Here is a 25,229-nt window from a genome sequence, read left to right as displayed (position 1 = left end):
ATGTGAATACCCGCTACACTAAAATTAACCTCACAAACTGAAGCGATTTAGCTGGCGCTTATGGGGTTGAATGTTAATAATATGATGCAGCTGTAAAATAATGTTTGGATACTTTTGTCAAAGTTGACAAAAGGTTATAGAAAGGAGTAAAAACCCCTATAAAATTGCTGCTTTATTGCTAATGACAGCAAAATTTATAAGGTTTTTTATCCTTCCCTTGAATCGATGTGGTGTGTTTGCTGCAACAGTGCAGGATGCCATCACCACTTTTGATGAGTAAGCAAAGAGTATGTCGACAACTACAGAAGTGATCGCTCATCACTGGGCATTTATTGTTTTTATCGTGATCGCATTCGGCCTATGTGCCTTTATGTTGACCGGTGGCTGGCTTTTAGGTGGTCGTGCACGTGCGCGGCACAAAGACACACCGTTCGAATCAGGTATTGAGTCGGTCGGTGACACGCATATTCGCCTCTCTGCAAAATTCTATCTGGTTGCGATGTTCTTCGTCATATTTGACGTTGAAGCCCTCTATTTATACGCATGGTCGACTTCCATTCGCGAAAGCGGTTGGGTCGGTTTTGTCGAAGCCGCAATTTTCATTTTGGTGCTCTTGGCAGGCCTGGTTTATCTGGTGCGCATTGGTGCGCTGGATTGGGCTCCTGCGCGTCGTCGCGTAGTGGTCAAATCTATCCCGGTCAGTCACAGCCACACCAACCCTCATAAGCAGTAAAAGCGAGGCAATAAGATGGACTACACGCTGACACGCGTAGACCCGAACGGGGGCGGCGATAATGATCGTTATCCTCTGCAGAAACAGGAAATTGTTACTGATCCGCTGGAGCAACATGTTCACCGTAGCGTTTACATGGGCAAGCTCGAACACGCCCTGCATGACATGGTGAACTGGGGTCGTAAAAACTCTCTTTGGCCGTATAACTTCGGCCTTTCCTGTTGCTACGTGGAAATGACCACATCCTTCACCGCTGTGCATGACGTGGCACGTTTTGGTGCTGAAGTTATGCGCGCCTCGCCACGTCAGGCTGACTTCATGGTGATTGCCGGAACGCCGTTTACCAAAATGGCGCCGGTTATTCAGCGTTTATATGATCAGATGCTGGAGCCGAAATGGGTGATTTCCATGGGCGCTTGCGCTAACTCGGGTGGCATGTACGACATCTACTCTGTGGTGCAGGGCGTGGATAAATTCCTGCCGGTTGACGTTTACATTCCGGGCTGTCCGCCGCGTCCAGAAGCGTATATGCAGGCACTGCTGCTGTTACGTGAATCGATTGGCAAAGAGCGTCGTCCGCTGTCGTGGGTTGTTGGTGACCAGGGTGTTTATCGCGCCAATATGCAGCCAGAGCGCGAAAGAAAACGTGGCGAGCGTATTGCCGTCACCAATCTGAGAACGCCAGACGAAGTATAAGCTTCCCGTACACGGATGGAGCCACGGCCGCAGCAGAACACCACAATTTAATGTGCGCCGCCATCCTGACGCCTTCTTTTGAGCGCCTGATTACAGGCCGGAATGGTGAGTAACGTATGACTGATTTAACCACGCAAGATCTCGCACAGCCTTCATGGCAAACCCGCGATCATCTGGATGACCCAGTGGTCGGCGAGCTGCGTAACCGTTTTGGGCCAGATGCCTTTACCGTTCAGGCCACCCGCACCGGCATTCCGGTCGTCTGGGTGAAGCGTGAACAACTTTTAGAAATCGTTGAATTCCTGCGCAAGCTGCCAAAACCGTATGTCATGCTCTATGACTTACATGGTTTTGATGAGCGCTTACGTACTAACCGCGCCGGTTTGCCCGCTGCGGATTTTTCCGTTTTCTATCACCTGCTTTCGATTGAACGCAACCGCGACATCATGCTCAAGGTCGCATTGTCTGAAAACGATCTGAATGTGCCAACCATCACCAAAATTTTCGCCAACGCCAACTGGTATGAGCGCGAGACTTGGGAGATGTTTGGTATCACGTTTAATGGTCACCCACATCTGACGCGCATCATGATGCCACAGACGTGGGAAGGTCATCCGCTGCGTAAAGATTACCCAGCACGCGCCACCGAGTTCGATCCCTTTGAGTTGACCAAGCAGAAAGAAGATCTGGAGATGGAGGCGCTGACCTTCAAACCTGAAGACTGGGGCATGAAGCGCAGCACCACCAACGAAGACTTCATGTTCCTTAACCTGGGTCCAAATCACCCGTCTGCGCACGGTGCCTTCCGCATCATTCTGCAGCTAGATGGCGAAGAGATCGTCGATTGCGTGCCGGATGTCGGCTATCACCATCGTGGTGCTGAGAAGATGGGCGAGCGCCAATCCTGGCACAGTTACATTCCGTATACCGACCGCATCGAATATCTCGGCGGCTGCGTGAACGAAATGCCGTACGTGCTGGCGGTAGAAAAGCTGGCTGGCATTACCGTACCGGATCGCGTGAATGTCATCCGCGTGATGCTGTCCGAGCTGTTCCGCATCAATAGTCACCTGCTTTACATCTCCACCTTTATTCAGGACGTCGGTGCGATGACGCCGGTGTTCTTCGCCTTTACCGATCGTCAGAAAATCTATGACGTGGTTGAAGCGATTACCGGTTTTCGTATGCATCCGGCATGGTTCCGCATCGGCGGCGTAGCGCATGATCTGCCGAAAGGCTGGGAACGTCTGTTGCGCGATTTCCTCGACTGGATGCCGAAGCGTCTTAAAGAGTATGACAAAGCCGCACTGCGCAATACCGTGTTGATGGGCCGTTCGCAAGGCGTTGCTGCGTACAATATGGATGAAGCGCTGGCGTGGGGCACCACCGGCGCAGGTCTGCGTGCCACCGGTTTAGATTTTGACGTGCGTAAATGGCGCCCGTATTCAGGTTACGAGAACTTTGATTTCGAAATCCCGGTTGGCGCTGGCATCAGCGATGCGTACACCCGCGTTCAGTTGAAAATGGAAGAGATGTGGCAGTCACTGCGCATTCTGGAACAGTGTCTGAACAACATGCCTGAAGGCCCGTTCAAAGCCGATCACCCGCTGACCACGCCGCCGCCGAAAGAGCGCACGCTGCAGCACATCGAAACGCTGATCACTCACTTCCTGCAGGTTTCGTGGGGTCCGGTCATGCCGGCTAACGAATCCTTCCAGATGATTGAGGCGACCAAAGGGATTAACAGTTACTACCTGACCAGCGATGGCAGCACCATGAGCTACCGCACCCGCGTGCGTACGCCGAGCTTCCCGCACCTGCAGCAGATCCCATCGGTGATCCGCGGCAGCCTGGTATCCGACTTGATCGTTTACCTCGGTAGTATCGATTTTGTTATGTCAGACGTGGACCGCTAATTATGCACGATCAAAAGATTGCTATTCACACTATCGACCCAACTGAGGTCTTCGTGCTGAGCGAGGTTGAACATCACGCTATCGAGCACGAAAAACACCATTATGAAGATGCACGCGCCGCTTCGATCGAAGCGTTGAAGATCGTGCAAAAACAGCGTGGCTGGGTGCCCGATGGTGCAATTCACGCTATCGCTGACGTTCTGGGTATTCCAGCCAGTGATGTTGAGGGCGTGGCTACTTTCTATAGCCAAATCTATCGCACGCCGGTGGGCCGTCACGTCATTCGCTACTGTGACAGCGTGGTGTGTCACATCACCGGTTATCAGGGCATTCAGGCTGCGCTGGAGCAGAAGCTGAACATCAAGCCAGGCCAAACCACGGCGGATGGACGCTTTACGTTGCTGCCAACCTGCTGCCTCGGTAACTGCGATAAAGGGCCAACCATGATGGTGGATGAAGATACTCACGTTCATCTGACGCCAGAAGGCATCGGCAACTTGCTGGAGCAGTATCAATGACCATTAAACAGATCATTCGCTCTGCCGAAACGCATCCCTTGACCTGGCGTCTCCGTGACGACAAGCAGCCAATCTGGATCGATGAATATCGCAGTAAAAACGGTTATGTCGGTGCAGAAAAAGCGCTGAAAGACTTCAGTCAGGACGAAATCGTCGCGGCGGTAAAAGATTCTGGTCTGAAAGGTCGCGGTGGTGCGGGCTTTAACACCGGCCTGAAGTGGAGTCTGATGCCGAAAGACGAATCCATGAACATCCGTTACCTGCTGTGTAACGCCGATGAGATGGAACCGGGCACCTACAAAGACCGCTTGCTGATGGAACAACTGCCGCACCAACTGGTGGAAGGCATGTTGATCAGTGCGTTCGCATTGAAAGCTTATCGTGGCTACATCTTCTTACGTGGTGAGTACATCGAAGCGGCAGTGAATCTGCGACGCGCGATTGCTGAAGCCACCGAAGCGGGCTACCTCGGCAAAAATATTCTCGGCACCGGTTTTGATTTTGAACTGATCGTTCACACCGGTGCAGGTCGTTATATCTGCGGCGAAGAGACAGCACTGATCAACTCGCTGGAAGGTCGCCGCGCTAACCCGCGCTCTAAGCCGCCATTCCCGGCCAGTGCCGGCGTGTGGGGCAAGCCAACTTGCGTCAACAACGTGGAAACGCTGTCGAACGTGCCAGCTATTTTCCTTAACGGCGTTGATTGGTACAAAAACATCTCTACCAGCGAAGACACCGGCACCAAGATGATGGGTTTTTCCGGCCGCGTGAAAAATCCCGGCGTCTGGGAACTGCCTTTCGGTACCACGGCTCGTGAAATCCTCGAGGATTATGCCGGTGGCATGCGCGATGGTTTGAAGTTCAAAGCCTGGCAGCCAGGCGGCGCAGGAACCGACTTCCTCACCGATCAGCATCTCGATCTGCCAATGGAATTTGCCAGCATCGGCAAAGCCGGCAGCCGTTTAGGTACCGCGCTGGCGATGGCGGTCGATCACGAAATCAATATGGTTTCGCTGGTGCGTAACCTGGAAGAGTTCTTTGCGCGCGAATCCTGCGGCTGGTGTACGCCGTGCCGTGATGGATTGCCATGGAGCGTGAAGATCCTGCGTGCGCTGGAGCAGAAGAAAGGTCAGCCGGGTGATATCGAAACCCTGCAGCAACTCTGCCGCCAGCTTGGACCAGGCAAAACCTTCTGTGCCCACGCACCGGGTGCCGTCGAGCCATTGCAGAGCGCGATTAAATATTTCCGTGAAGAGTTTGAAGCCGGCATTGCGCCGCAGGTGTTTGGTAATACCCGAGCCATCGGTGGTATTCAGCCGAACCTGCTGAAAGCGCGCTGGTAATCAGCCGCCGTACACGGAACTCGCCTCGCGCGTATTAGCGTGAAGAAAGAATTAGATGTTTAACGCTCGTCTTAGGGCGAGCCTTACGGAAGCATGTTCACTATGGCTACAATCCATGTAGACGGTAAAGAATATGATGTGAACGGAGCGGACAACCTGTTACAGGCGTGTCTCTCTCTGGGCCTTGATATTCCTTATTTTTGCTGGCATCCGGCGCTGGGAAGCGTAGGGGCCTGCCGCCAGTGCGCGGTGAAGCAATTCCAGAATGCCGAAGATACCCGCGGTCGCCTTGTCATGTCCTGCATGACACCAGCGTCAGACGGCACCTTTATTTCCATCGACGATGGCGAAGCGAAAGAGTTTCGTGAAAGCGTGGTGGAATGGCTGATGACCAACCACCCGCACGATTGCCCAGTGTGTGAAGAGGGCGGCAACTGCCACCTGCAAGACATGACGGTAATGACCGGACACAGTTTCCGTCGTTATCGCTTCACTAAGCGTACCCACCAGAACCAGGATCTCGGCCCGTTCATTTCTCATGAAATGAACCGTTGTATCGCCTGTTATCGCTGCGTGCGTTACTACAAAGATTATGCCGATGGCAAAGATCTCGGCGTCTATGGCGCTCACGACAACGTCTACTTTGGTCGTCCGGAAGATGGCACGCTGGAAAGCGAATTCTCCGGTAACCTGGTGGAAATCTGTCCGACCGGCGTATTTACCGATAAAACGCACTCCGAACGTTATAACCGTAAATGGGATATGCAGTTTGCGCCAAGCATCTGTCAGCAGTGCAGCGTGGGTTGCAACACCAGCCCAGGCGAGCGCTACGGCGAATTGCGTCGTATCGAAAACCGTTATAACGGCAGCGTGAACCACTATTTCCTGTGCGATCGCGGTCGTTTTGGTTACGGCTACGTTAACCGCAAAGATCGTCCACGCCATCCAGTCCAGCAACGCGGCAATGATTGGGTCAGCCTGAATGCTGAACAAGCGGTGAATGCGGCGGCGGATGTGCTGCGTCGGGCGAAAAAAGTGATCGGTATCGGTTCTCCGCGTGCCAGTATTGAAAGCAACTTCGCGTTGCGTGAACTGGTCGGCGCTGCAAACTTCTCCACCGGTATGCCAGCAAGTGAACAGGCCCGCGTGGAGTTGATGCTGAAAGTCTTGCAGGACGGCGGCATTTACACGCCATCACTGCGCGAAATTGAAAGCTATGATGCGGTGCTGGTACTGGGTGAAGATTTGACTCAGGTTGGCGCGCGCGTGGCGCTGTCTGTGCGTCAGGCAGTCAAAGGCAAAGCACGCGAGATGGCCGCAGCGCAGAAAGTGGCTGACTGGCAGATCGCGGCCATCCTCAACATCGGTCAGCATGCCAAGCACCCGCTGTTCGTGACGAACGTGGATGAAACCCGACTCGATGATATTGCTGCGTGGAGCTATCGCGCACCGGTGGAAGATCAGGCGCGTCTCGGCTTCGCCATTGCTAATGCACTGGATGAAAGCGCGCCGGCAGTAAGCGGCTTCGACAGCAAACTGAACGGCAAGGTTGATGTGGTCGTTCAGGCGTTGGCGGGGGCGAAAAAACCGCTGATTATCTCCGGTACCCATTCCGGTAGCATCGCGATGATTGAAGCGGCAGCCAACGTGGCGAAAGCCCTGAAAGCGCGCGGTGCCGATGTGGGTATTACCTTCCTCGCGGGTGCGGCGAACAGCTTTGGCCTCGGCCTGATGGGCGGTCAATCGCTGGATAGCGCGTTGGAACAGCTGAGCAAAGGCGAAGCCGATGCGCTGGTGGTGCTGGAAAACGATCTCTATCGTCATGCGCCAAAAGCCAACGTGGATGCGGCATTGGATACTACCGCCAACGTGATTGTGGTCGATCATCAACGTACCGCAACGCTGGAAAAAGCCGGTTTGGTTCTCTCCACCGCCAGTTTCGCGGAGAGTGATGGCACCTCGATTAACCACGAAGGCCGCGCGCAGCGCTTCTTCCAGGTTTACGATCCGTCTTACTACGACGACAGCGTGGTGATGCTGGAGAGCTGGCGCTGGCTGCGTTCGCTGCACAGCGCGGTTGAAAGCCGTCACATCGACTGGACGCAGCTCGATCATGTGATTGATGCCACCGTTGCGGCGCTGCCACAGTTGAAAGGCATTAAAGATGCCGCGCCAGACGCGAGCTTCCGTATTCGTGGACAAAAACTGGCGCGTTCACCGCACCGAAACAGTGGCCGTACCGCGATGCGTGCCAACATCAGCGTGCATGAACCGCGTCAGCCGCAAGATAAAGACACCATGTTTGCCTTCTCCATGGAAGGTAACAACCAACCAAGCGCACCGCGTTCACAGATCCCATTTGCCTGGGCGCCAGGCTGGAACTCACCGCAGGCATGGAACAAGTTCCAGGCTGAAGTGGGCGGCAAACTGCGTCATGGTGATCCAGGCGTGCGTCTGTTTGAAGCCAGCGATCGCTCACTGCCATGGTTTACCGCCATCCCGGAAAGCTTTGTTGAGGGCAGCCAGTGGCGCGTCGCACCTTACTATCAACTGTTTGGTAGCGAGGAGATGACTCAGCGTTCAACCACCTTCCAGAAACGCATGTCACCGGCCACGCTGGTGATTAACCCGGCAGATGCTGAGAAACTGGGCGTCAATAACGGTTCTTCTGTTGAGCTGGTCTGTGCGGGCGAAACACTGCGCCTGCCGGTACGTTTCTCTGCGTCGCTGCAAGCAGGGCAGGTGGGTTTACCGCTCGGCATGCCGGGCGTGCCGCCGTTCCTCTCAGGTGCGCAAATTGACAAACTGCAGGAGGCCGCGCAATGAGTTGGCTGACACCGGACGTTATTGAAATCCTGATCAACATCGGCAAAGCACTGGTCATCTTATTGGTGGTTGTGGGTTGCGGTGCTTTCATGAGCTTCGCCGAGCGTCGTCTGCTCGGCTTATGGCAGAACCGTTATGGACCGAACCGTGTTGGTTGGGGCGGCTCGCTGCAGCTGGCTGCCGACATGATCAAAATGTTCTTTAAAGAGGACTGGGTTCCGCCGTTTACCGACCGCTTCATCTTTACGCTGGCACCGGTTATTGCCTTTGTATCGCTGTTGCTGGCCTTCGCCATTGTACCGGTTTCGCCAACGTGGATGGTTACTGACCTGAACATTGGTCTGCTGTTCTTCCTGATGATGGCGGGTCTTGCGGTGTATGCGGTGCTGTTCGCTGGCTGGTCGAGTAACAACAAATACTCACTGTTGGGTGCGATGCGTGCGTCGGCTCAGACGCTGAGCTACGAAGTGTTCCTTGGTTTGTCACTGATGGGCGTGGTGGCGCAGGCCGGCTCGTTCAACATGAATGCCATCGTCGAAAGCCAGGCGCATCTGTGGAACATCATTCCTCAGTTCTTCGGCTTCCTCACCTTCTGCATCGCAGGTGTTGCGGTATGTCACCGTCACCCGTTTGACCAACCAGAAGCAGAACAGGAACTGGCGGACGGTTATCACATCGAATATGCCGGTATGAAATTCGGCCTGTTCTTCGTCGGTGAATACGTGGCGATCACCACCGTGTCAGCGCTGATCGTTACGCTGTTCTTCGGTGGCTGGCACGGTCCATTCCTGCCGCCATTCATCTGGTTCGCTCTGAAAACAGCGTTCTTTATGGTGATGTTTATCCTGATTCGTGCTGCGCTGCCGCGTCCACGCTATGACCAGGTGCTGTCGTTCGGCTGGAAAGTGTGTCTGCCGTTGACGCTGTTGAACCTGCTGGCGACCGCCGCAGTGATTCTGTACACCGCGCAGTAAGGGACATTGAGATGACTTTAAAAGATATTGTCGTTGGCTTCGGCACGACAGTGCGCAGTATCTGGATGATAGGCATGCATGCCTTCGCCAAGCGCGAAACCCAAATGTATCCGGAAGAGCCGGTTTATCTGCCGCCGCGTTACCGTGGCCGTATCGTGCTGACGCGCGATCCGGACGGCGCGGAACGTTGTGTGGCCTGTAACTTGTGTGCAGTCGCATGTCCGGTTGGCTGTATCTCACTGCAGAAAGCCGAGACGCAAGATGGACGCTGGTATCCGGAGTTTTTCCGCATCAACTTCTCACGCTGCATCTTCTGCGGCCTGTGTGAAGAGGCTTGCCCAACGACCGCGATTCAGCTTACTCCCGATTTCGAACTGGGTGAGTTTAAGCGTCAGGATCTGGTGTATGAGAAAGAAGACCTGCTGATTTCCGGTCCGGGTAAATATCCGGAGTACAACTTCTATCGTATGGCTGGTATGGCGATCGACGGAAAAGAGAAGGGCGAAGCGGAAAACGAAGCCAAGCCGATCGACGTCAAAGGGTTGTTACCTTAAGGAGCCAGGTATGGAATTTGCGTTTTATCTTTGCGGACTGGTGGCAGTGTTGACGACTCTGCGCGTCATCACGCACACCAATCCGGTACATGCGCTGCTGTACCTGATTGTTTCGCTACTGTCGATTGCAGGCGTGTTCTTCTCAATGGGCGCCTATTTTGCTGGCGCACTGGAAATCATCGTCTACGCTGGCGCCATCATGGTGCTGTTCGTTTTCGTGGTGATGATGCTGAACCTGGGTAAAACCCAGCAGGATCAAGAACGCGAGTGGCTGAAGCCATCGCTGTGGATTGGTCCGGGCATCGTTTCTTTACTGCTGCTGGCAATCATGATTTACGCCATCAGCACCGCGCAAGATCAGGGCATTGATGGCACCGTCATTGATGCCAAGGCGGTCGGTATCAGCTTATTTGGTCCTTATGTTCTGGCGGTTGAGCTGGCATCGATGCTGCTGCTCGCTGGTCTGGTAGTGGCCTTCCATATTGGACGTGAAGATCGTCACGGCGAAGTGCTGAGCAATCGTCAAGCTGATGCGCAAGCGAATAAGGAGGATCACGCATGATCCCGTTACAACACGGCCTGATGCTGGCCGCTGTGCTGTTTGTTCTCGGCCTGACCTCCGTGGTGCTGCGTCGTAACATTCTGTTTATGCTGATTGGTCTGGAAATCATGATCAATGCCTCTGCTTTAGCGCTGGTGGTAGCGGGCAGCTATTGGGGACAAGCTGACGGCCAGGTGATGTACATTCTGGCGATCAGCCTTGCGGCGGCGGAAGCGAGTATCGGTCTGGCGCTGTTGCTCCAGCTCTATCGTCGTCGTCAGACGCTGAACATTGACACAGTGAGCGAGATGCGCGGATGAATCTTCTCTATTTAACCGTATTATTTCCGCTGATTGGCTTCCTGCTATTAGCGTTTTCACGCGGCCGCTGGTCGGAGAACCTGTCGGCAGCGGTCGGCATGGGCTCGGTAGGTCTGGCTGCATTAACAACGATCTACGCCGGTTTCGACTTCTTCAACCAAGGCCAGCAGCCGTTCACGCAAGCGCTGTGGACCTGGATTCACGTCGGCAATTTTGATATCAAAGTGAATCTGGTGCTGGACGGTCTTTCACTGACCATGCTGTCAGTGGTGACCGGTGTCGGTTTCTTCATCCACATGTTCGCTTCATGGTACATGCGTGGTGAAGAAGGGTATTCACGCTTCTTCGCTTATACCAACCTGTTCATCGCGAGCATGGTGGTGTTGGTGCTGGCCGATAACCTGATGCTGATGTATCTCGGCTGGGAAGGCGTGGGCCTGTGCTCTTATCTGCTGATCGGCTTCTACTACAGCAATCCAGATAACGGCAAAGCGGCGATGAAAGCTTTCATCATCACCCGCGTTGGTGACGTGTTCCTCGCGTTCGCCTTGTTCATCCTTTACAACGAACTGGGCACGCTGAACTTCCGCGAACTGGTTGAACTGGCGCCTGCGCACTTTGCCGCTGACAACCATATGCTGCAGTGGGCAACCCTGATGCTGTTGGGTGGTGCGGTCGGTAAATCTGCTCAGCTGCCGTTACAAACCTGGCTGGCGGATGCGATGGCGGGTCCAACACCGGTTTCGGCACTGATTCACGCCGCGACCATGGTGACCGCCGGTGTTTACCTGATTGCACGCACGCACGGTCTGTTCCTGTTAACGCCGGAAGTGCTGCATCTGGTCGGTATCATTGGTGCGGTTACCTTGGTGCTGGCAGGCTTTGCTGCGCTGGTGCAAACCGACATCAAGCGCGTGCTGGCTTACTCAACCATGAGCCAGATCGGCTACATGTTCCTCGCACTCGGCGTGCAGGCATGGGACGCGGCGATTTTCCACCTGATGACGCATGCATTCTTCAAAGCCTTGCTGTTCCTCTCTTCAGGCTCGGTAATTCTGGCCTGCCATCATGAGCAGAACATCTTCAAAATGGGCGGACTACGTAAGAGTATCCCGCTGGTTTATGTCTGTTTCCTGGTGGGTGGCGCCGCGCTGGCAGCATTACCGCTGATCACCGCAGGTTTCTACAGTAAAGATGAAATCCTGTTTGGTGCGCTGGCGAATGGTCACATCAATCTGATGGTGGCGGGTCTGGTAGGTGCATTCCTTACCTCGATCTACACCTTCCGCATGATCTTTATCGTGTTCCACGGTGAAGAGAAAATTCATGCTCATGCCGGTAAAGGCATTACGCATCACCTGCCGCTGATTGTTCTGATGGTGCTTTCCACCTTTATTGGTGCGCTGATTACGCCTCCTCTGGCGGGCGTATTGCCACAGAACGAGTTTGGTGAAGGCGGCAAAGTGATGCTGGAAATCACCTCAGGCGTGGTTGCTATTGTCGGTATCCTGATTGCTGCAGCGCTGTGGCTGGGTAAGCGTCAGCTGGTGACCAGCATTGCCAACAGCGCGCCGGGTCGTTTCTTCGGTACATGGTGGTTCGCGGCTTGGGGCTTCGACTGGCTGTATGACAAGGTGTTTGTAAAACCTTATCTCGGCATTGCCTGGTTACTGAAGCGCGATCCGCTTAACTCACTGATGAACTTGCCTGCGCTGCTGTCGCGCATTGGTAACAAAGGTTTGGTGGTGAGCGAAAACGGCTATCTGCGCTGGTACGTGGCTTCGATGAGTGTTGGCGCGGTTGTGGTGCTGGCGCTGCTGCTGGTGATTTAAAGATTGATGAGCGGGGCGGGTTCGCTCGCCCAATTAGAATGTCAAAAATTGCCTGAAGTAAGGCAATAAAAAGGGAAGTTTGCCGTGTTATTACCTTGGCTAATAATTATCCCCTTCGTTGGGGGCTTACTCTGCTGGCTGGCAGAGCGCCTCGGCGCAAAGGTACCGCGCTGGATTGCCATGATCACCATGGGCCTGACGCTGGCGCTTGGCCTGCAACTGTGGTTGCAGGGAGGCTATTCACTGACGCAGGCTGCGGGCATTCCGCAATGGCAATCGACGTTCTCAGTACCGTGGATTCCGCGTTTTGGTATCAACTTCCATCTGGCAATTGATGGTCTGTCGCTGCTGATGGTGGTGTTGACCGGTCTGCTCGGCCTGATGGCGGTTCTGTGTTCCTGGAACGAAATTGAGAAGTATCAGGGCTTCTTCCACCTCAACCTGATGTGGATTCTCGGTGGTGTGATTGGCGTGTTCCTCTCCATCGATATGTTCCTGTTCTTCTTCTTCTGGGAAATGATGTTGGTGCCGATGTACTTCCTCATCGCACTGTGGGGCCACAAAGCCTCCGACGGTAAAACACGTATCAGTGCGGCGACCAAGTTCTTTATCTACACCCAGGCATCTGGTCTGATCATGTTGGTGTCGATTCTGGCGCTGGTGTTTGTCCATTACAACGCCACCGGCGTTTGGACGTTCAGCTACGAAGAACTGCTGAAAACGCCGATGTCGCACACCGTTGAATATTTGCTGATGCTCGGCTTCTTTATCGCCTTTGCGGTTAAAATGCCGGTGGTGCCATTACATGGTTGGTTGCCCGACGCACACAGTCAGGCACCTACTGCGGGTTCGGTTGACCTCGCCGGTATCTTGTTGAAAACGGCGGCCTATGGTCTGCTGCGCTTTAGCCTGCCGCTGTTCCCGAATGCATCGGCAGAGTTCGCACCGATTGCCATGTGGTTGGGTATCCTCGGCATCTTCTACGGTGCGTGGATGGCATTCTCGCAAACCGATATCAAGCGTCTGATTGCTTACACCTCAGTGTCGCACATGGGCTTTGTGCTGATCGCCATCTACACCGGTAGCCAACTTGCATTCCAGGGCGCGGTGATTCAGATGATTGCACACGGCCTTTCTGCGGCGGCTCTGTTCATCTTATGTGGCCAGTTGTATGAGCGTCTGCATACGCGTGACCTTCGCCAGATGGGCGGTTTGTGGTCACGGATCAAATGGATTCCGGGTCTGTCGCTGTTCTTTGCGGTTGCGAACCTCGGTATGCCAGGCACCGGTAACTTTGTTGGCGAATTCATGATTCTGACCGGCAGCTTCCAGGTGGTGCCGGTGATTATCGTTATTGCGACCTTTGGTCTGGTGTTTGCTTCGGTTTACTCCCTGATCATGATGCAGCGCGCTTACTTCGGCGAAGCAAAGTCGAAAGATCCGCTGCCAGGCATGTCACCGCGTGAGTTCCTGACTATCGGCGTATTGGTGGTGTTGCTGGTGCTGTTGGGGATTTATCCTCAACCGATCCTCGACACATCCCATGCTGCGATGAGCAATATTCAGCAGTGGTTTACCGCTTCAATTTCAACTACAAGGCCGTAATTCGCCATGACAATAACTCCTCAACATCTGATCGCGTTACTGCCGCTGTTGATCGTCGGATTGACGGTGGTGGTGGTGATGCTGTCCATTGCGTGGCGACGCAATCACTTTGTTAATGCCACGCTGACCGTGATCGGACTTAACATTGCGCTGTTCTCTCTGTGGTTTGTCGGCCAGGCGGGGGCGATGGATGTCACGCCGCTGCTGCGCGTTGATGGCTATTCGATGTTCTACACCGCGCTGGTGGTGTTGGCGAGTTTAGCCACCTGCACCTTCGCTTATCCGTGGCTGGCCGGTTTCCCGGACAACAAAGATGAGTTTTATCTGCTGGTGCTGATTGCGGCACTCGGTGGGATCGTGCTGGCGAGCGCCAACCATCTGGCGGCGCTGTTCATCGGTATCGAACTGCTGTCACTGCCGCTGTTTGGTTTGATTGGTTATGCCTTCCGCCAGAAACGTTCGCTGGAAGCATCACTGAAATACACCATTCTGTCGGCTGCAGCGTCATCATTCCTGCTGTTCGGTATCGCGCTGATTTATGCAGACTCGGGTAGCCTGAGCTTTGTGCAGTTAGGCAAAAGCCTGAGTGACAGCATGATTCAGGAGCCGCTGTTGCTGCTGGGTCTGGGCATGATGATTATCGGTCTGGGCTTTAAACTGTCGCTGGTACCTTTTCACCTGTGGACGCCAGACGTTTACCAGGGTGCACCTGCGCCGGTTTCAACCTTCCTGGCCACCGCCAGCAAGATCGCCATCTTTGGCGTGATTATGCGCCTCTTCATGTACGCGCCTGTCACTGACAGCGAAGCCGTTCGTACCGTGCTGGGTGTCATTGCCTTCGCGTCGATTCTGTTCGGTAACCTGATGGCGATTTCCCAGAGCAACATCAAGCGTCTGCTCGGTTACTCGTCTATCGCGCACCTTGGTTATTTGCTCGTGGCGTTGATTGCGGTGAAAACCCATCAGCTGTCATTGGAAACCGCAGGCGTTTATCTGGCCGGTTACCTGTTCAGCAGCCTTGGCGCGTTCGGCGTGGTGAGTCTGATGTCGAGCCCATATCGCGGTCCGGATGCCGATACCCTGTATTCCTATCGCGGTTTGTTCTGGCATCGTCCGATTCTGTCTGCGGTAATGACGGTGATGATGTTGTCACTGGCGGGTATCCCCATGACGCTCGGTTTCATCGGTAAGTTCTACGTTATTGCCTCGAGTGTGAACGCACATCTGTGGTGGTTGAGTGGCGCGGTGGTAGCGGGTAGTGCGATTGGTCTTTACTACTATCTGCGCGTGACGGTGAGTCTGTATCTTAGCCCGCCGGAACTGCACAACCGCGATACGCAAGCCAATTGGGCGTTTACGGCGGGCGGTGTTGTGGTGCTGATCTCTGCAATTCTGGTGCTGCTGCTCGGTGTTTATCCGCAGCCGCTGATTACACTGGTGCAGATGGCTCAGCCGCTGATGTAAGTTAAAATCATGTCCTCACTGAATCAGGCCTTCGGGCCTGATTTTTTTTGCCTGAAATCTGACAATCTCTGCGGACGTTGCTAATTTTTAAGCAGTGTTTATTCCCCCGCAGAGGCGACATGATCAAACTGATCTTCCTGCTTACCGGCGCTCAGGTGCTGCGCCGCCGCTGGTATTGGCTCGCGCTCGGCGGTTTGGCGCTGATCCTTCTCTCGGCATCAATACTTTATGATATTGGCAGCGACGGCGTGTTGTCGGTACCGCTGGATATGCTCGCCATCCTGTTTGTGGTGGAAGGCGTGGTGCAACTGTTCTTCGCCATCAGTAAAGAGCTGCGTATTGACTGGTTAACTCTGATGAAAGCGCTGGGTTTTCTCTTCATCGCCTTCCTGATATTTAACATCCCCGCTGACAATAACGATGTCTCGGCGGTGTTATTTGGTTTGATGTTCCTGTTTGATGGCCTGTTTCGCATCTCGGCGGCTTGGGTGTTACGCGGCGTACGCTGGCGCAAGCACTGCTTCACCGGCATTGTGGAGCTCGCTCTGAGTATGTTGATCATCAGCAACTGGCCATTTCATCATCATATTGCGGTACCGCTCTGTTTCGCCTTATTGCTGCTGAGCATCGGCAGTAATCTGCTTCTCATGGCACGTCAGGCACGTCTGTTAACTGATGACAGTTCGGTAACTGCGCTGCCACTGTTCAAGGCGGCAGGATTACGTCGCTGGCACAGCAGTCACTATGCGCATCCACCGTTTCCGCAGGATTTGGCCGCAATTCCGATGACGGTATATATCTGGACGCCGGTCGGCGCCTGCGTGGTGCGCGAACGCTATCCCTTGATCAATCGCTACATCGCTGCGGTTGATAACAATGGTGTGGTATCGACCGGACACGCGGCGCTGGAGGTCGGGAGTGATATTTACATCAGCCATTATCCGCTGGATAACATTGACCGTGATTCCGGTAATTTCCGCGCCATTCTGCGTTCGGGTGAGAATAACGATGTTGCCGGGCGTTTTTTGCCGTCGCTGGCCGAGGAAGTGGCAGATTGGTGCGCGCCTGATAAGCAGATCACATTTGCTCGCTACAATCGGGTAGCGCTGGAAAATTACTGGCACAGCTATCGCACTGACAGCACCTACAACCTCACGGCACGCAACTGCTCATCTACCATGATCCAGGCGCTGGATGTGGCGATAGAGGGGATTTTGGCACAGCAGCCTTTTGCCGGCCTGCGCTTGTTCATCGATCCCAACTTTTGGTTGCTTGGCGTGATTCGCGGCAGGGCGGAAGAGATGACGTGGACGCCAGGGTTAGCGCTGGATTATGTCTGGCTGTTAAAGCGGGTGATTGAACCCCAATCGAGTCAGCTTTGGCCGCTGCGCTTGTGGCAAAGTCTGCGATTGCGCCATGAGCTGTGGCAGCAAAAGCGCGCCCCATCGCGCAGTATTGTGAAATAAGAGTGTAAAGCGCGTCACGTTCAGGGGGTGCAGACTTGCATGGCACTGCGTTTAGTAAAGTCGCTGTGATACGCTGGCGGAATTCACTTTTTTCGCTCAGACAAGGAAGCACCATGGAAATGCTTTGGCTTGATTGCCACCACAGCGAACTGACGGCACAGCAGCTGTATACTCTGCTGGCGTTGCGTAATCATGTTTTCATCGTGGAACAAAACTGTCCGTATCAGGACATCGATGGTCAGGATTTAGCCGCCGATAACCGCCACATTCTCGGATTTCTCGATGGTAAGCTGCTGGCCTATGCGCGCGTGCTAACCCCTGCGTTAGATTCCGCGCCGGTATTGATTGGTCGTGTCATCGTCTCTGAAGAAGCGCGGGGTTTGAAACTGGGATACCGTTTGATGGAGAAGGCGCTGGAGAGCTGTGAGAATTATTGGCCGCAGCGCGCGATCTATCTCTCTGCGCAGGCGCATCTGGAAGGTTTCTATGGACGACTAGGCTTTAAAGCGGTGACCGACGTGTATATGGAAGATGATATTCCCCACATCGGCATGCAGAAAGCATAACGGCGAGGATCGCTCCTCGCCGTTATCATTAGCCCGGCGTCATCTGCCGGTCATCAACGTATTTACGCTGATCCGGCGGCGGCGGGAAGTACTGATAGAGCCAGGTTTCACTCAGCGTCTCATCTTTGGTCCGCAAGAACAGGCGCATATCAACCGGCTTGGTCGAGTCACTGTTCGGGTACCAGTCAAACAGGATACGGTAACCGTTCAGCGGCTCGACGTAGAGAATCTCAACCTGCTTGAAGGTACCTTCAGAAACGGTAATGACCGGTTCAATACCTTTCGGTGCTGCCGCTTTCAGATCGCCACCAACAAAATCAATGGCAAAGCGACGGCACCATGTATCCGGGAAATGCTCGCCTGGCGCCCAACCTTCAGGGAAGCCACCAATACCGGTGCGCGTGGCATCAACACGCGCCAAACCACTGCGCACTGGCGGTAACTGGCTCCAGTAGAGTTTGTATTGGAAGTTGAACTCGCTGCCGGCTTTCACCGGTTCAGACGGCTGCCAGAAGCACACCACGTTATCCAGCGTTTCACCGGTGGTTGGAATCTCCATGACGTTAATGGCGCCTTTGCCCCATTTCCCAATCGGTTCCACCCACAGGCTAGGACGTTTGTCGTACCAGCCAATCACATCCTGGTAATTCTTAAAATCATGGTCCAACTGCAACAGGCCAAAACCACGCGGGTTTTCGTCCTGATAGGCGTTGAACTGCAAGCGCTGCGGGTTGTTCAGCGGACGCGCAATCCATTCACCTTCACCGGTCCACATCGCCAGACGATCGGAGTCGTGAATTTGCGGATGATAGGTGTTGCACATGCGACGCTCATTGGTGCCACAGCTGAACATACTGGTCATAGGCGCGATGCCAAGCTGGCGGATTTCGTTTCGTGCAAACAGGTGGTTTTCTACTTCCATCACTACGCGTTTTTCTTCGCAGTGGATGGTGAACTTGTAAGCTCCGGTGATGCTCGCACCATCTAACAGGGCATACACCACAAAAGTGGTGTCATCGGCTTTTGGCGTTTCGAACCAGAACGCGGTGAAGTCCGGAAACTCTTCTTTGCCGTTACTGAAAGTATTTACCGCCACGCCACGTGCGGAGAGGCCGTACTGGAAGGTCTCATCGACCGCACGGAAATAGCTGGCACCGAGGAAGGAGACGATATCGCGACGCGCCAGTTCCGGCTTCTTGAACGCACGGAACCCGGCAAAGCCGAGATCGGTTTTACCGACCAGCTGCTTGGTATCAACGTTGGCGTTGTGGTAGTTGAACAGTTCAGGACGGAAGTGGATTTCGCGCGCTTCACGGCTAGCGGCATCGACCGAGAACATGCGGATGCGGCGCTTAAAGCCCATACCGACGTGGAAGAACTGCACATCCAGCTCGCGATCGGCGATGTTGTTCCACAGCGAGTGATTGGCGTCGTACTGAATTTCGTTATAGGCCTGAGGCGTGAGATTGGCCAGGGTGTCGGGCAAGGGGCCGGGTGCGCCGCCCCAGGGCTGTTTTGCCAGGGCGGACGCTTTCTTTTTCAATGAATCGAAATCGAAGCGTACCGCGGTACCGTCGGCGATGCCATCATCGGCCCAGGCGGATTGTGCAAACAGCGTGGAGAGACCCGTCATGCCGCTAACCGCGGAGAGGGCCATGGACGCTTTCATAAATTTTCTACGATTCATGCCGGAAATCTAATCCTTAGCTGCTCGGGTGTATTGTGACTGTCGTGCGTACTTCACACATGTGACGCTGAGCGTCAGGCTACAGGGGGTTACGACAGTCGCGAAATTGAAAAATTCAGTCTGTGGAAAATTTATCAGATTAATCAAATAAGCGAAGCAGATTTCGCGCCGCCACGCCGCTGATGACATAACTTTGCAATGAGATGATCCAAACTCGGTTAAATCCTGGCGCTCGCCGCCCAGCAAAATTGGAATTTATGACTATAGTTAAATCACAACGAGTTAGGAACATGGAGGAACTACATAGTGTCATCTTCAGACCAATTTGAAACACGCCTTGATGACGACCTGGCGCTGCTGACCGAAACGCTGGAAGAAGTATTACGCGCGTCAGGCGATCCGGCCGATCAGAAATACATCGAACTGAAACTCAAAGCTGAACAAGCGCTGGAAGACGTGAAATCTCGCGTTAGCCAGGCGTCAGACAGTTATTACTATCGTGCCAAAAATGCGGCCTATCGCGCCGATGATTATGTGCATGAAAAACCGTGGCAGGGGATTGGCATCGGTGCCGCCGCTGGCCTGTTTGTAGGTTTACTGCTGGCACGACGTTAAGTTCCAACGGGCGCGACTTGCTTCGCGCCCGATTCTTGTTTTCCTACCGTTAATTCCCCGCTAATTCCTGTTTCGCATCATCCGCGATTGTGTTTCGCCTGCGCGCTTCCTACAGTAAAGCGACAGGGAAAAGGAGAACGCAACGTGATACGTGTAGAAATGCTCTCAACGGGCGATGAAGTGTTACATGGGCAGATTGTTGATACTAATGCCGCCTGGCTTGCCGATGTGCTGTTCCAGCACGGTTTACCGATGACCAGCCGTAGCACCGTGGGCGACGCAATGACCTCGCTGGTGGAGGCGCTGCAGAGCCGCAGCCAGATTGCTGACGTGCTAATTGTAAATGGTGGTTTAGGACCAACCAGCGACGATCTCAGCGCGCAGGCCGCTGCGAATGCCAGCGGCTGCGAACTGGTTATCCAGCACGCCTGGCTGGAAAAAATGGAAGCCTGGTTCGCCAGTCGTGGACGCGTCATGGCACCGAGCAATCGCAAGCAGGCAGAAATCCCCGCCATTGCTGAGATGCTGGATAATCCTGTCGGCACCGCGTGCGGCTTCGCTATGCAGCTCAATCGCTGTTGGATTTTCTTCACGCCGGGCGTACCGTCGGAATTCAAAGTAATGGTGGAGCAGGAGATCATTCCGCGCCTCAAAGCTCGCTTTGAACTGCCGGAACCGCCATTGTGTTTGCGTCTCACCACTTTTGGTCGCGGAGAAAGTGATATTGCCGCCGAGCTGGAGCCGTTACCGCTGCCCGAAGGGGTGGTGATGGGCTATCGCTCATCGATGCCGATCATTGAAATCAAGCTCACTGGACCCGCGCGCCAGCGCGTGGCGATGGAGCAAGTGTGGCAGCAGGTAAAACTGTTACTGGCTGAATGCACCATCTTTGAAGGCACTGAAGGTTTACCTGCGCTGCTGGCGCGCGAGTTGCAGGATCGTGGTTTACGTTTGGCACTGAGCGAGCAGTTTACCGCCGGATTGCTTAACTGGCAGCTGGCAGCAGCGGATGTGGCGCTCAGCAAGGCGGAGATTCTGCCGCCGCAGTCTGAAGAACTGGAAGCACAGGTTGCCCGCACGCGTGACTGGGCGAAACAGCAGGGCGCAGCGCTGGCATTGTCGGTGGGAAATTTAGTGGAAGGAGAAGTGTCGATTGCGCTACATACGCCGGAAGCCAGTTGGGGCCAGCGCGTGAAGTTCACGCATGGTCGACATAATGTGGAAACGCGGCAGAAAGTCGTGGCGATGATGGCAATGAACATGCTGCGTCGCTGGCTGCACGGCAGCGAAGTCAGCACCGGACACGGCTGGATAGATATTATCGAAACAGTCAAAAACTAACGCGCTGTAAGGTCGCCAGTCATGGCGACCTGCTCAATCACAGCTCGATCTCAATCTCCCCTTTGGCGCGACAGCAGCACGGCAAAATTTCACCTTGCTGCACAAACGCCAACGGTGTTTCCGCATAAGCCACTTCGCCTTTCAGCAAACGCATGCGGCAAGAGCCGCAGTAGCCTTCGCGACACTGAAACTCCACGCACAGATTATTGGCTTCCAGCGTCGCCAGCAGATTGGGGTGATCTTCTGCGCATTCCAGTCGGGAGCCGGAGCTGCGCAGAATAATAACAGAGCGACTCATGCTTACAGCTGGAAGCCGTCGAAATCGTCTTCGCCCACTTCAGAATCAATCTGACCGACCAGATACGAGCTCACTTCAACTTCCTGTGGTGCAACCTGCACGTTGTCCGACACCAGCCACGAGTTGATCCATGGAATTGGGTTCGAACGCGTCTGGAACGGCAGGTCAAGACCCACCGCCTGCATACGGATATTGGTGATGTACTCGATGTACTGGCACAGAATGTCTTTGTTCAGACCAATCATTGAGCCGCCGCTGAACAGATATTCTGCCCACTCTTTTTCCTGCTCGGCAGCTTTCTTGAACAGATCGTAGCATTCATCGCGGCACTCTGCGGCAATGGCTTTCATCTCCGGATCGTCTTCACCGGTGCGCAGCAGGTTCAGCATGTGCTGAGTGCCGGTAAGATGCAGCGCTTCATCACGGGCAATCAGCTTGATGATTTTGGCGTTACCTTCCATCAGTTCGCGTTCGGCGAAGGCAAATGAACAGGCGAAGCTGACGTAGAAACGAATCGCTTCCAGCGCATTGACGCTCATCAGGCAGATATAGAGCTGCTTTTTCAGATCGCGCAGGCTAACGGTGACCGTTTTACCGTTCACCTGATGCGTGCCTTCGCCCAGCAGATGCCAGTAGCTGGTCATCTCGATCAGGTCATCGTAGTACTTCGAGATATCTTCCGCACGCGCCAGAATCTGCTCGTTGGTGACGATATCGTCAAACACCACCGCCGGATCGTTCACGATGTTACGGATGATGTGCGTGTAAGAGCGCGAGTGAATGGTCTCAGAGAACGCCCAGGTTTCAATCCAGGTTTCCAGCTCAGGGATGGAAATCAGCGGCAGCAGCGCCACGTTCGGGCTACGGCCCTGAATCGAGTCCAGCAACGTTTGATACTTCAGGTTGCTGATGAAGATGTGCTTTTCATGCTCCGGCAGCGCCTGGTAATCAATACGATCGCGCGAGACGTCGACTTCTTCCGGACGCCAGAAGAAGGAGAGCTGCTTCTCAATCAGCTTTTCAAAGATGTCATATTTCTGCTGATCGAAACGGGCAACGTTGACGGACTGGCCAAAGAACATCGGCTCTTTCAGCTGGTCATTTTTGTTCTGCGAGAATGTGGTGTAAGCCATTTTGAGTCCAAATGTGAAGAGGGCCGACCACTGCCGGCCCTGACAAGATGAGATTAGATCTTACATGCGCCGCTTTCGCAGCCATCATCCTGAATGGAAGGCGCCAGATCGTCCTGTACATCTTCCGCACCGTCGCGGGTGTTTTGATAGTACAGGGTTTTTACGCCGAACTTGTAAGCGGTCAGCAGGTCTTTCAGCAACTGTTTCATCGGCACTTTGCCATTGGCAAAGCGGCTCGGATCGTAGTTGGTGTTCGACGAAATCGCCTGATCGATGAACTTTTGCATCACGCCAACCAGCTGCAGATAACCGTCGTTAGATGGCATTTCCCACAGCAGTTCGTACTGATCTTTCAGACGCTCATACTCTGGCACCACTTGACGCAGAATGCCGTCTTTTGATGCTTTGATGCTGATATGTCCGCGCGGCGGCTCAATACCGTTGGTGGCGTTCGAAATCTGCGAAGAGGTTTCAGACGGCATCAGCGCAGAGAGCGTGGAGTTGCGCAGACCGTGCGTAGTGATGGACTCACGCAGACCTTCCCAATCCAGATGCAGCGGCTCGTTGCACACCGCGTCGAGATCTTTTTTGTAGGTATCGATCGGCAGAATGCCCTGCGAGTAAGTGGTCTCTTTGAACCACGGGCACGCACCTTGCTCTTTCGCCAATTCATTCGAGGCTTTCAGCAGATAGAACTGAATGGCTTCGAAGGTTTTGTGCGTCAGGTTGTTTGCGCTGCCATCGGAGTAGCGCACACCATTTTTCGCCAGGTAGTAGGCGTAGTTGATTACGCCAATACCCAGCGTACGGCGGCCCATGGCGCCACGTTGTGCTGCCGGGATTGGATAATCCTGGTAATCCAGCAGCGCATCAAGTGCACGCACTGCGAGGGTCGCCAGTTCGTCCAAATCGTCGAGGCTGTTAATCGCGCCCAGGTTGAAGGCCGACAGCGTACACAGGGCGATTTCGCCGCTTTCGTCATTGACGTCATTCAGCGGTTTGGTCGGCAGTGCAATCTCAAGGCACAGGTTCGACTGGCGAACCGGTGCGATGCTTGGATCGAACGGGCTATGGGTGTTGCAGTGATCGACGTTCTGGATGTAAATACGGCCAGTTGATGCACGTTCCTGCATCATCAGTGAGAACAGCTCAACCGCTTTCACGCGCTGCTTGCGAATGCTGTCGTCTTTCTCGTATTTGGTGTACAGACGCTCGAACTCGTCCTGATCGGCGAAGAACGCATCGTACAGGCCAGGCACGTCAGACGGGCTGAACAGGGTGATGTCTTCACCTTTTAACAAGCGCGTGTACATCAGCTTGTTGATCTGTACGCCGTAATCCATGTGACGCACGCGGTTGCCTTCAACACCACGGTTATTTTTCAGCACCAGCAGGCTTTCTACTTCCAGATGCCACATTGGGTAAAACAGCGTCGCTGCACCGCCACGCACGCCGCCCTGCGAGCAGGACTTCACCGCGGTCTGGAAATGTTTGTAGAACGGAATACAGCCGGTGTGGAACGCTTCGCCACCGCGGATTGGGCTACCCAGCGCACGAATGCGGCCAGCGTTGATGCCGATACCGGCGCGCTGAGAAACGTATTTCACAATGGCGCTGGAGGTAGCATTGATGGAGTCGAGGCTGTCGCCACACTCGATCAATACGCAAGAGCTGAACTGACGCGTTGGGGTACGCACGCCGGACATGATTGGCGTTGGCAGTGAGATCTTGAAGGTTGAGATCGCATCGTAGAAGCGCTTCACGTAGTCCATACGGGTTTCGCGCGGGTAGCCAGAGAACAGGCAAGCCGCCACCAGAATATAGAGGAACTGGGCGCTTTCGTAGATCTCACCGCTCACGCGGTTCTGCACCAGATATTTCCCTTCCAGCTGCTTCACGGCGGCGTAAGAGAAATTCATGTCGCGCCAATGGTCGATGAACTCGTCCATCTGCTCGAACTCTTCAGTGCTGTAATCTTCCAGCAGGTGACGGTCGTATTTGCCCATCTCAACCATTTTCACAACCTGATCGTACAGCTTCGGCGGCTCAAACTGGCCATACGCTTTTTTACGCAGGTGGAAAATAGCCAGACGCGCGGCCAGGTATTGATAATCCGGCGCATCACGAGAGATCAGGTCTGCGGCAGCCTTGATGATGGTCTCATGAATATCAGAGGTTCTGATGCCATCGTAAAACTGAATGTGTGAGCGCAGTTCAACCTGTGAAACTGAAACGTTGTTCAGCCCTTCGGCTGCCCAATCCAGTACACGGTGAATTTTGTCGAGATCAATGCGCTCCTGGCGGCCATCGCGTTTAGTAACGAGCAGACTTTGGTTCATGTCGCGTTTTTACCTGTCCATGCATGAATGACGTATTTATCCCCCATCTATGCACAAGGTCTATGCACAAGCCGCTCGTTGTGAGTAAGCCTGTGGATAAACACTATATATAGGGGGTGCGGGAAGTTTGAACAACAATATGGTGAGTATTCTAGTCAGCAATCTCTTCTTAACAAGAGTTGATTTTCACTGAAAAATCGTCCTTACCGGCTGGCTAAAATCCTGGATCCGCATGCCGCAAGGCCTGCACTTGGTGTCAACCGCTAAGCACTTTTTTTTCACTTTATGATCGGGCGCGTGTTTCTTGCTCAACCAACGCGCTTCAGGAATTTTCTTAGGTGAAAAAAGCCCCGACAAGGCCGCCAGCAGCGAACTTATCTAAAATTGCTTATGAATTTTTTGTGACTTGTCCAGCCTATAAAAAAGGCTGGCACGCGTCTAAAAGGAAATTGATCTGGATAG

Annotated in this window: 21 protein-coding genes; 17 read left to right on the top strand and 4 right to left on the bottom strand. The window is 54.0% G+C overall.

Annotated elements, in window-relative coordinates; translation table 11 throughout:
* The first annotated feature begins 289 nt into the window (after positions 1-289).
* The 15 genes from AC6I8K_RS12905 (at position 290) to AC6I8K_RS12835 (ending at position 17,354) form a co-directional block, all read left to right on the top strand.
* Positions 290-733 carry an NADH-quinone oxidoreductase subunit A gene (locus tag AC6I8K_RS12905; RefSeq protein ID WP_064739331.1) on the top strand — a complete coding sequence of 148 codons (444 nt, stop codon included), beginning with the start codon at positions 290-292 and terminating at the stop codon, positions 731-733.
* Positions 734-748: 15 nt separating this feature from the next.
* Positions 749-1,429 carry a NuoB/complex I 20 kDa subunit family protein gene (locus tag AC6I8K_RS12900; RefSeq protein WP_007889318.1) on the top strand — a complete coding sequence of 227 codons (681 nt, stop codon included), beginning with the start codon at positions 749-751 and terminating at the stop codon, positions 1,427-1,429.
* Between the two features lie 116 nt (positions 1,430-1,545).
* Positions 1,546-3,345, top strand: coding sequence for an NADH-quinone oxidoreductase subunit C/D (nuoC, locus tag AC6I8K_RS12895; protein WP_007889320.1), 1,800 nt, complete (start codon positions 1,546-1,548; stop codon positions 3,343-3,345).
* Between the two features lie 2 nt (positions 3,346-3,347).
* On the top strand, positions 3,348-3,863 hold the full coding sequence (gene nuoE, locus AC6I8K_RS12890) for an NADH-quinone oxidoreductase subunit NuoE (RefSeq protein WP_064739330.1): 516 nt from the start codon (positions 3,348-3,350) through the stop codon (positions 3,861-3,863).
* Between the two features lie 2 nt (positions 3,864-3,865).
* Positions 3,866-5,206 (top strand): NADH-quinone oxidoreductase subunit NuoF, encoded by a 1,341-nt coding sequence (gene nuoF / locus AC6I8K_RS12885; RefSeq protein WP_196762349.1) that lies wholly within the window; start codon positions 3,866-3,868, stop codon positions 5,204-5,206.
* 102 nt (positions 5,207-5,308) lie between these two features.
* Positions 5,309-8,032 carry an NADH-quinone oxidoreductase subunit NuoG gene (nuoG, locus tag AC6I8K_RS12880; RefSeq protein ID WP_483817792.1) on the top strand — a complete coding sequence of 908 codons (2,724 nt, stop codon included), beginning with the start codon at positions 5,309-5,311 and terminating at the stop codon, positions 8,030-8,032.
* Positions 8,029-9,006, top strand: coding sequence for an NADH-quinone oxidoreductase subunit NuoH (gene nuoH / locus AC6I8K_RS12875; RefSeq protein WP_008105140.1), 978 nt, complete (start codon positions 8,029-8,031; stop codon positions 9,004-9,006). Before nuoG ends, nuoH begins: the two co-directional genes overlap by 4 nt.
* A gap of 11 nt (positions 9,007-9,017) precedes the next feature.
* A complete protein-coding gene (gene nuoI, locus AC6I8K_RS12870) occupies positions 9,018-9,560 on the top strand; it encodes an NADH-quinone oxidoreductase subunit NuoI (protein ID WP_007889332.1) in 543 nt (180 codons plus the stop codon).
* 10 nt (positions 9,561-9,570) lie between these two features.
* Complete coding sequence (gene nuoJ / locus AC6I8K_RS12865; protein WP_064739327.1) at positions 9,571-10,122, top strand: NADH-quinone oxidoreductase subunit J; 552 nt, start codon at positions 9,571-9,573, stop codon at positions 10,120-10,122.
* Positions 10,119-10,421 (top strand): NADH-quinone oxidoreductase subunit NuoK, encoded by a 303-nt coding sequence (gene nuoK, locus AC6I8K_RS12860; protein ID WP_007889334.1) that lies wholly within the window; start codon positions 10,119-10,121, stop codon positions 10,419-10,421. The genes nuoJ and nuoK overlap by 4 nt, the downstream gene beginning before the upstream one ends.
* Positions 10,418-12,253: an NADH-quinone oxidoreductase subunit L gene (gene nuoL / locus AC6I8K_RS12855; RefSeq protein ID WP_064739326.1), complete on the top strand. Its 1,836-nt coding sequence runs from the start codon at positions 10,418-10,420 to the stop codon at positions 12,251-12,253. The genes nuoK and nuoL overlap by 4 nt, the downstream gene beginning before the upstream one ends.
* Positions 12,254-12,337: 84 nt before the next feature.
* Entirely contained in the window at positions 12,338-13,858 is a 1,521-nt protein-coding gene (nuoM, locus tag AC6I8K_RS12850) for an NADH-quinone oxidoreductase subunit M (protein WP_176971191.1), read from the top strand.
* Between the two features lie 6 nt (positions 13,859-13,864).
* Positions 13,865-15,322 carry an NADH-quinone oxidoreductase subunit NuoN gene (gene nuoN, locus AC6I8K_RS12845; protein WP_064739324.1) on the top strand — a complete coding sequence of 486 codons (1,458 nt, stop codon included), beginning with the start codon at positions 13,865-13,867 and terminating at the stop codon, positions 15,320-15,322.
* A gap of 119 nt (positions 15,323-15,441) precedes the next feature.
* Entirely contained in the window at positions 15,442-16,788 is a 1,347-nt protein-coding gene (locus tag AC6I8K_RS12840; RefSeq protein WP_483817791.1) for an HdeD family acid-resistance protein, read from the top strand.
* 113 nt (positions 16,789-16,901) lie between these two features.
* Positions 16,902-17,354, top strand: coding sequence for a GNAT family N-acetyltransferase (locus tag AC6I8K_RS12835; protein WP_483817790.1), 453 nt, complete (start codon positions 16,902-16,904; stop codon positions 17,352-17,354).
* 28 nt (positions 17,355-17,382) lie between these two features.
* Here AC6I8K_RS12835 and AC6I8K_RS12830 read toward each other — a convergent pair whose 3' ends face one another.
* Positions 17,383-19,041, bottom strand: coding sequence for a glucan biosynthesis protein D (locus tag AC6I8K_RS12830; RefSeq protein WP_064739321.1), 1,659 nt, complete (start codon positions 19,039-19,041; stop codon positions 17,383-17,385).
* 306 nt (positions 19,042-19,347) lie between these two features.
* On the opposite strand from AC6I8K_RS12830, the gene elaB reads away from it, so the two are divergent.
* Positions 19,348-19,656, top strand: coding sequence for a stress response protein ElaB (elaB, locus tag AC6I8K_RS12825; RefSeq protein WP_007889349.1), 309 nt, complete (start codon positions 19,348-19,350; stop codon positions 19,654-19,656).
* 144 nt (positions 19,657-19,800) lie between these two features.
* Positions 19,801-20,997: a nicotinamide mononucleotide deamidase-related protein YfaY gene (locus AC6I8K_RS12820; RefSeq protein ID WP_064739320.1), complete on the top strand. Its 1,197-nt coding sequence runs from the start codon at positions 19,801-19,803 to the stop codon at positions 20,995-20,997.
* Positions 20,998-21,034: 37 nt separating this feature from the next.
* On the opposite strand, the gene yfaE is transcribed toward AC6I8K_RS12820, so the two are convergent.
* Genes yfaE through nrdA form a run of 3 tightly spaced genes read right to left on the bottom strand, consistent with a single transcriptional unit; the run spans position 21,035 to position 24,767 of the window.
* A complete protein-coding gene (gene yfaE / locus AC6I8K_RS12815; RefSeq protein WP_064739319.1) occupies positions 21,035-21,295 on the bottom strand; it encodes a class I ribonucleotide reductase maintenance protein YfaE in 261 nt (86 codons plus the stop codon).
* Between the two features lie 2 nt (positions 21,296-21,297).
* Positions 21,298-22,428: a class Ia ribonucleoside-diphosphate reductase subunit beta gene (gene nrdB / locus AC6I8K_RS12810; RefSeq protein WP_483817788.1), complete on the bottom strand. Its 1,131-nt coding sequence runs from the start codon at positions 22,426-22,428 to the stop codon at positions 21,298-21,300.
* 53 nt (positions 22,429-22,481) lie between these two features.
* Complete coding sequence (gene nrdA, locus AC6I8K_RS12805) at positions 22,482-24,767, bottom strand: class 1a ribonucleoside-diphosphate reductase subunit alpha (RefSeq protein ID WP_064739317.1); 2,286 nt, start codon at positions 24,765-24,767, stop codon at positions 22,482-22,484.
* Between the last annotated feature and the right edge of the window lie 462 nt (positions 24,768-25,229).

The organism is Pantoea sp. X-Soil-ISGK-421 (assembly GCF_059730785.1).
The sequence above is the reverse complement of the archived record's forward strand: the minus strand, read 5'-3'. Positions and strand labels throughout refer to the sequence as shown.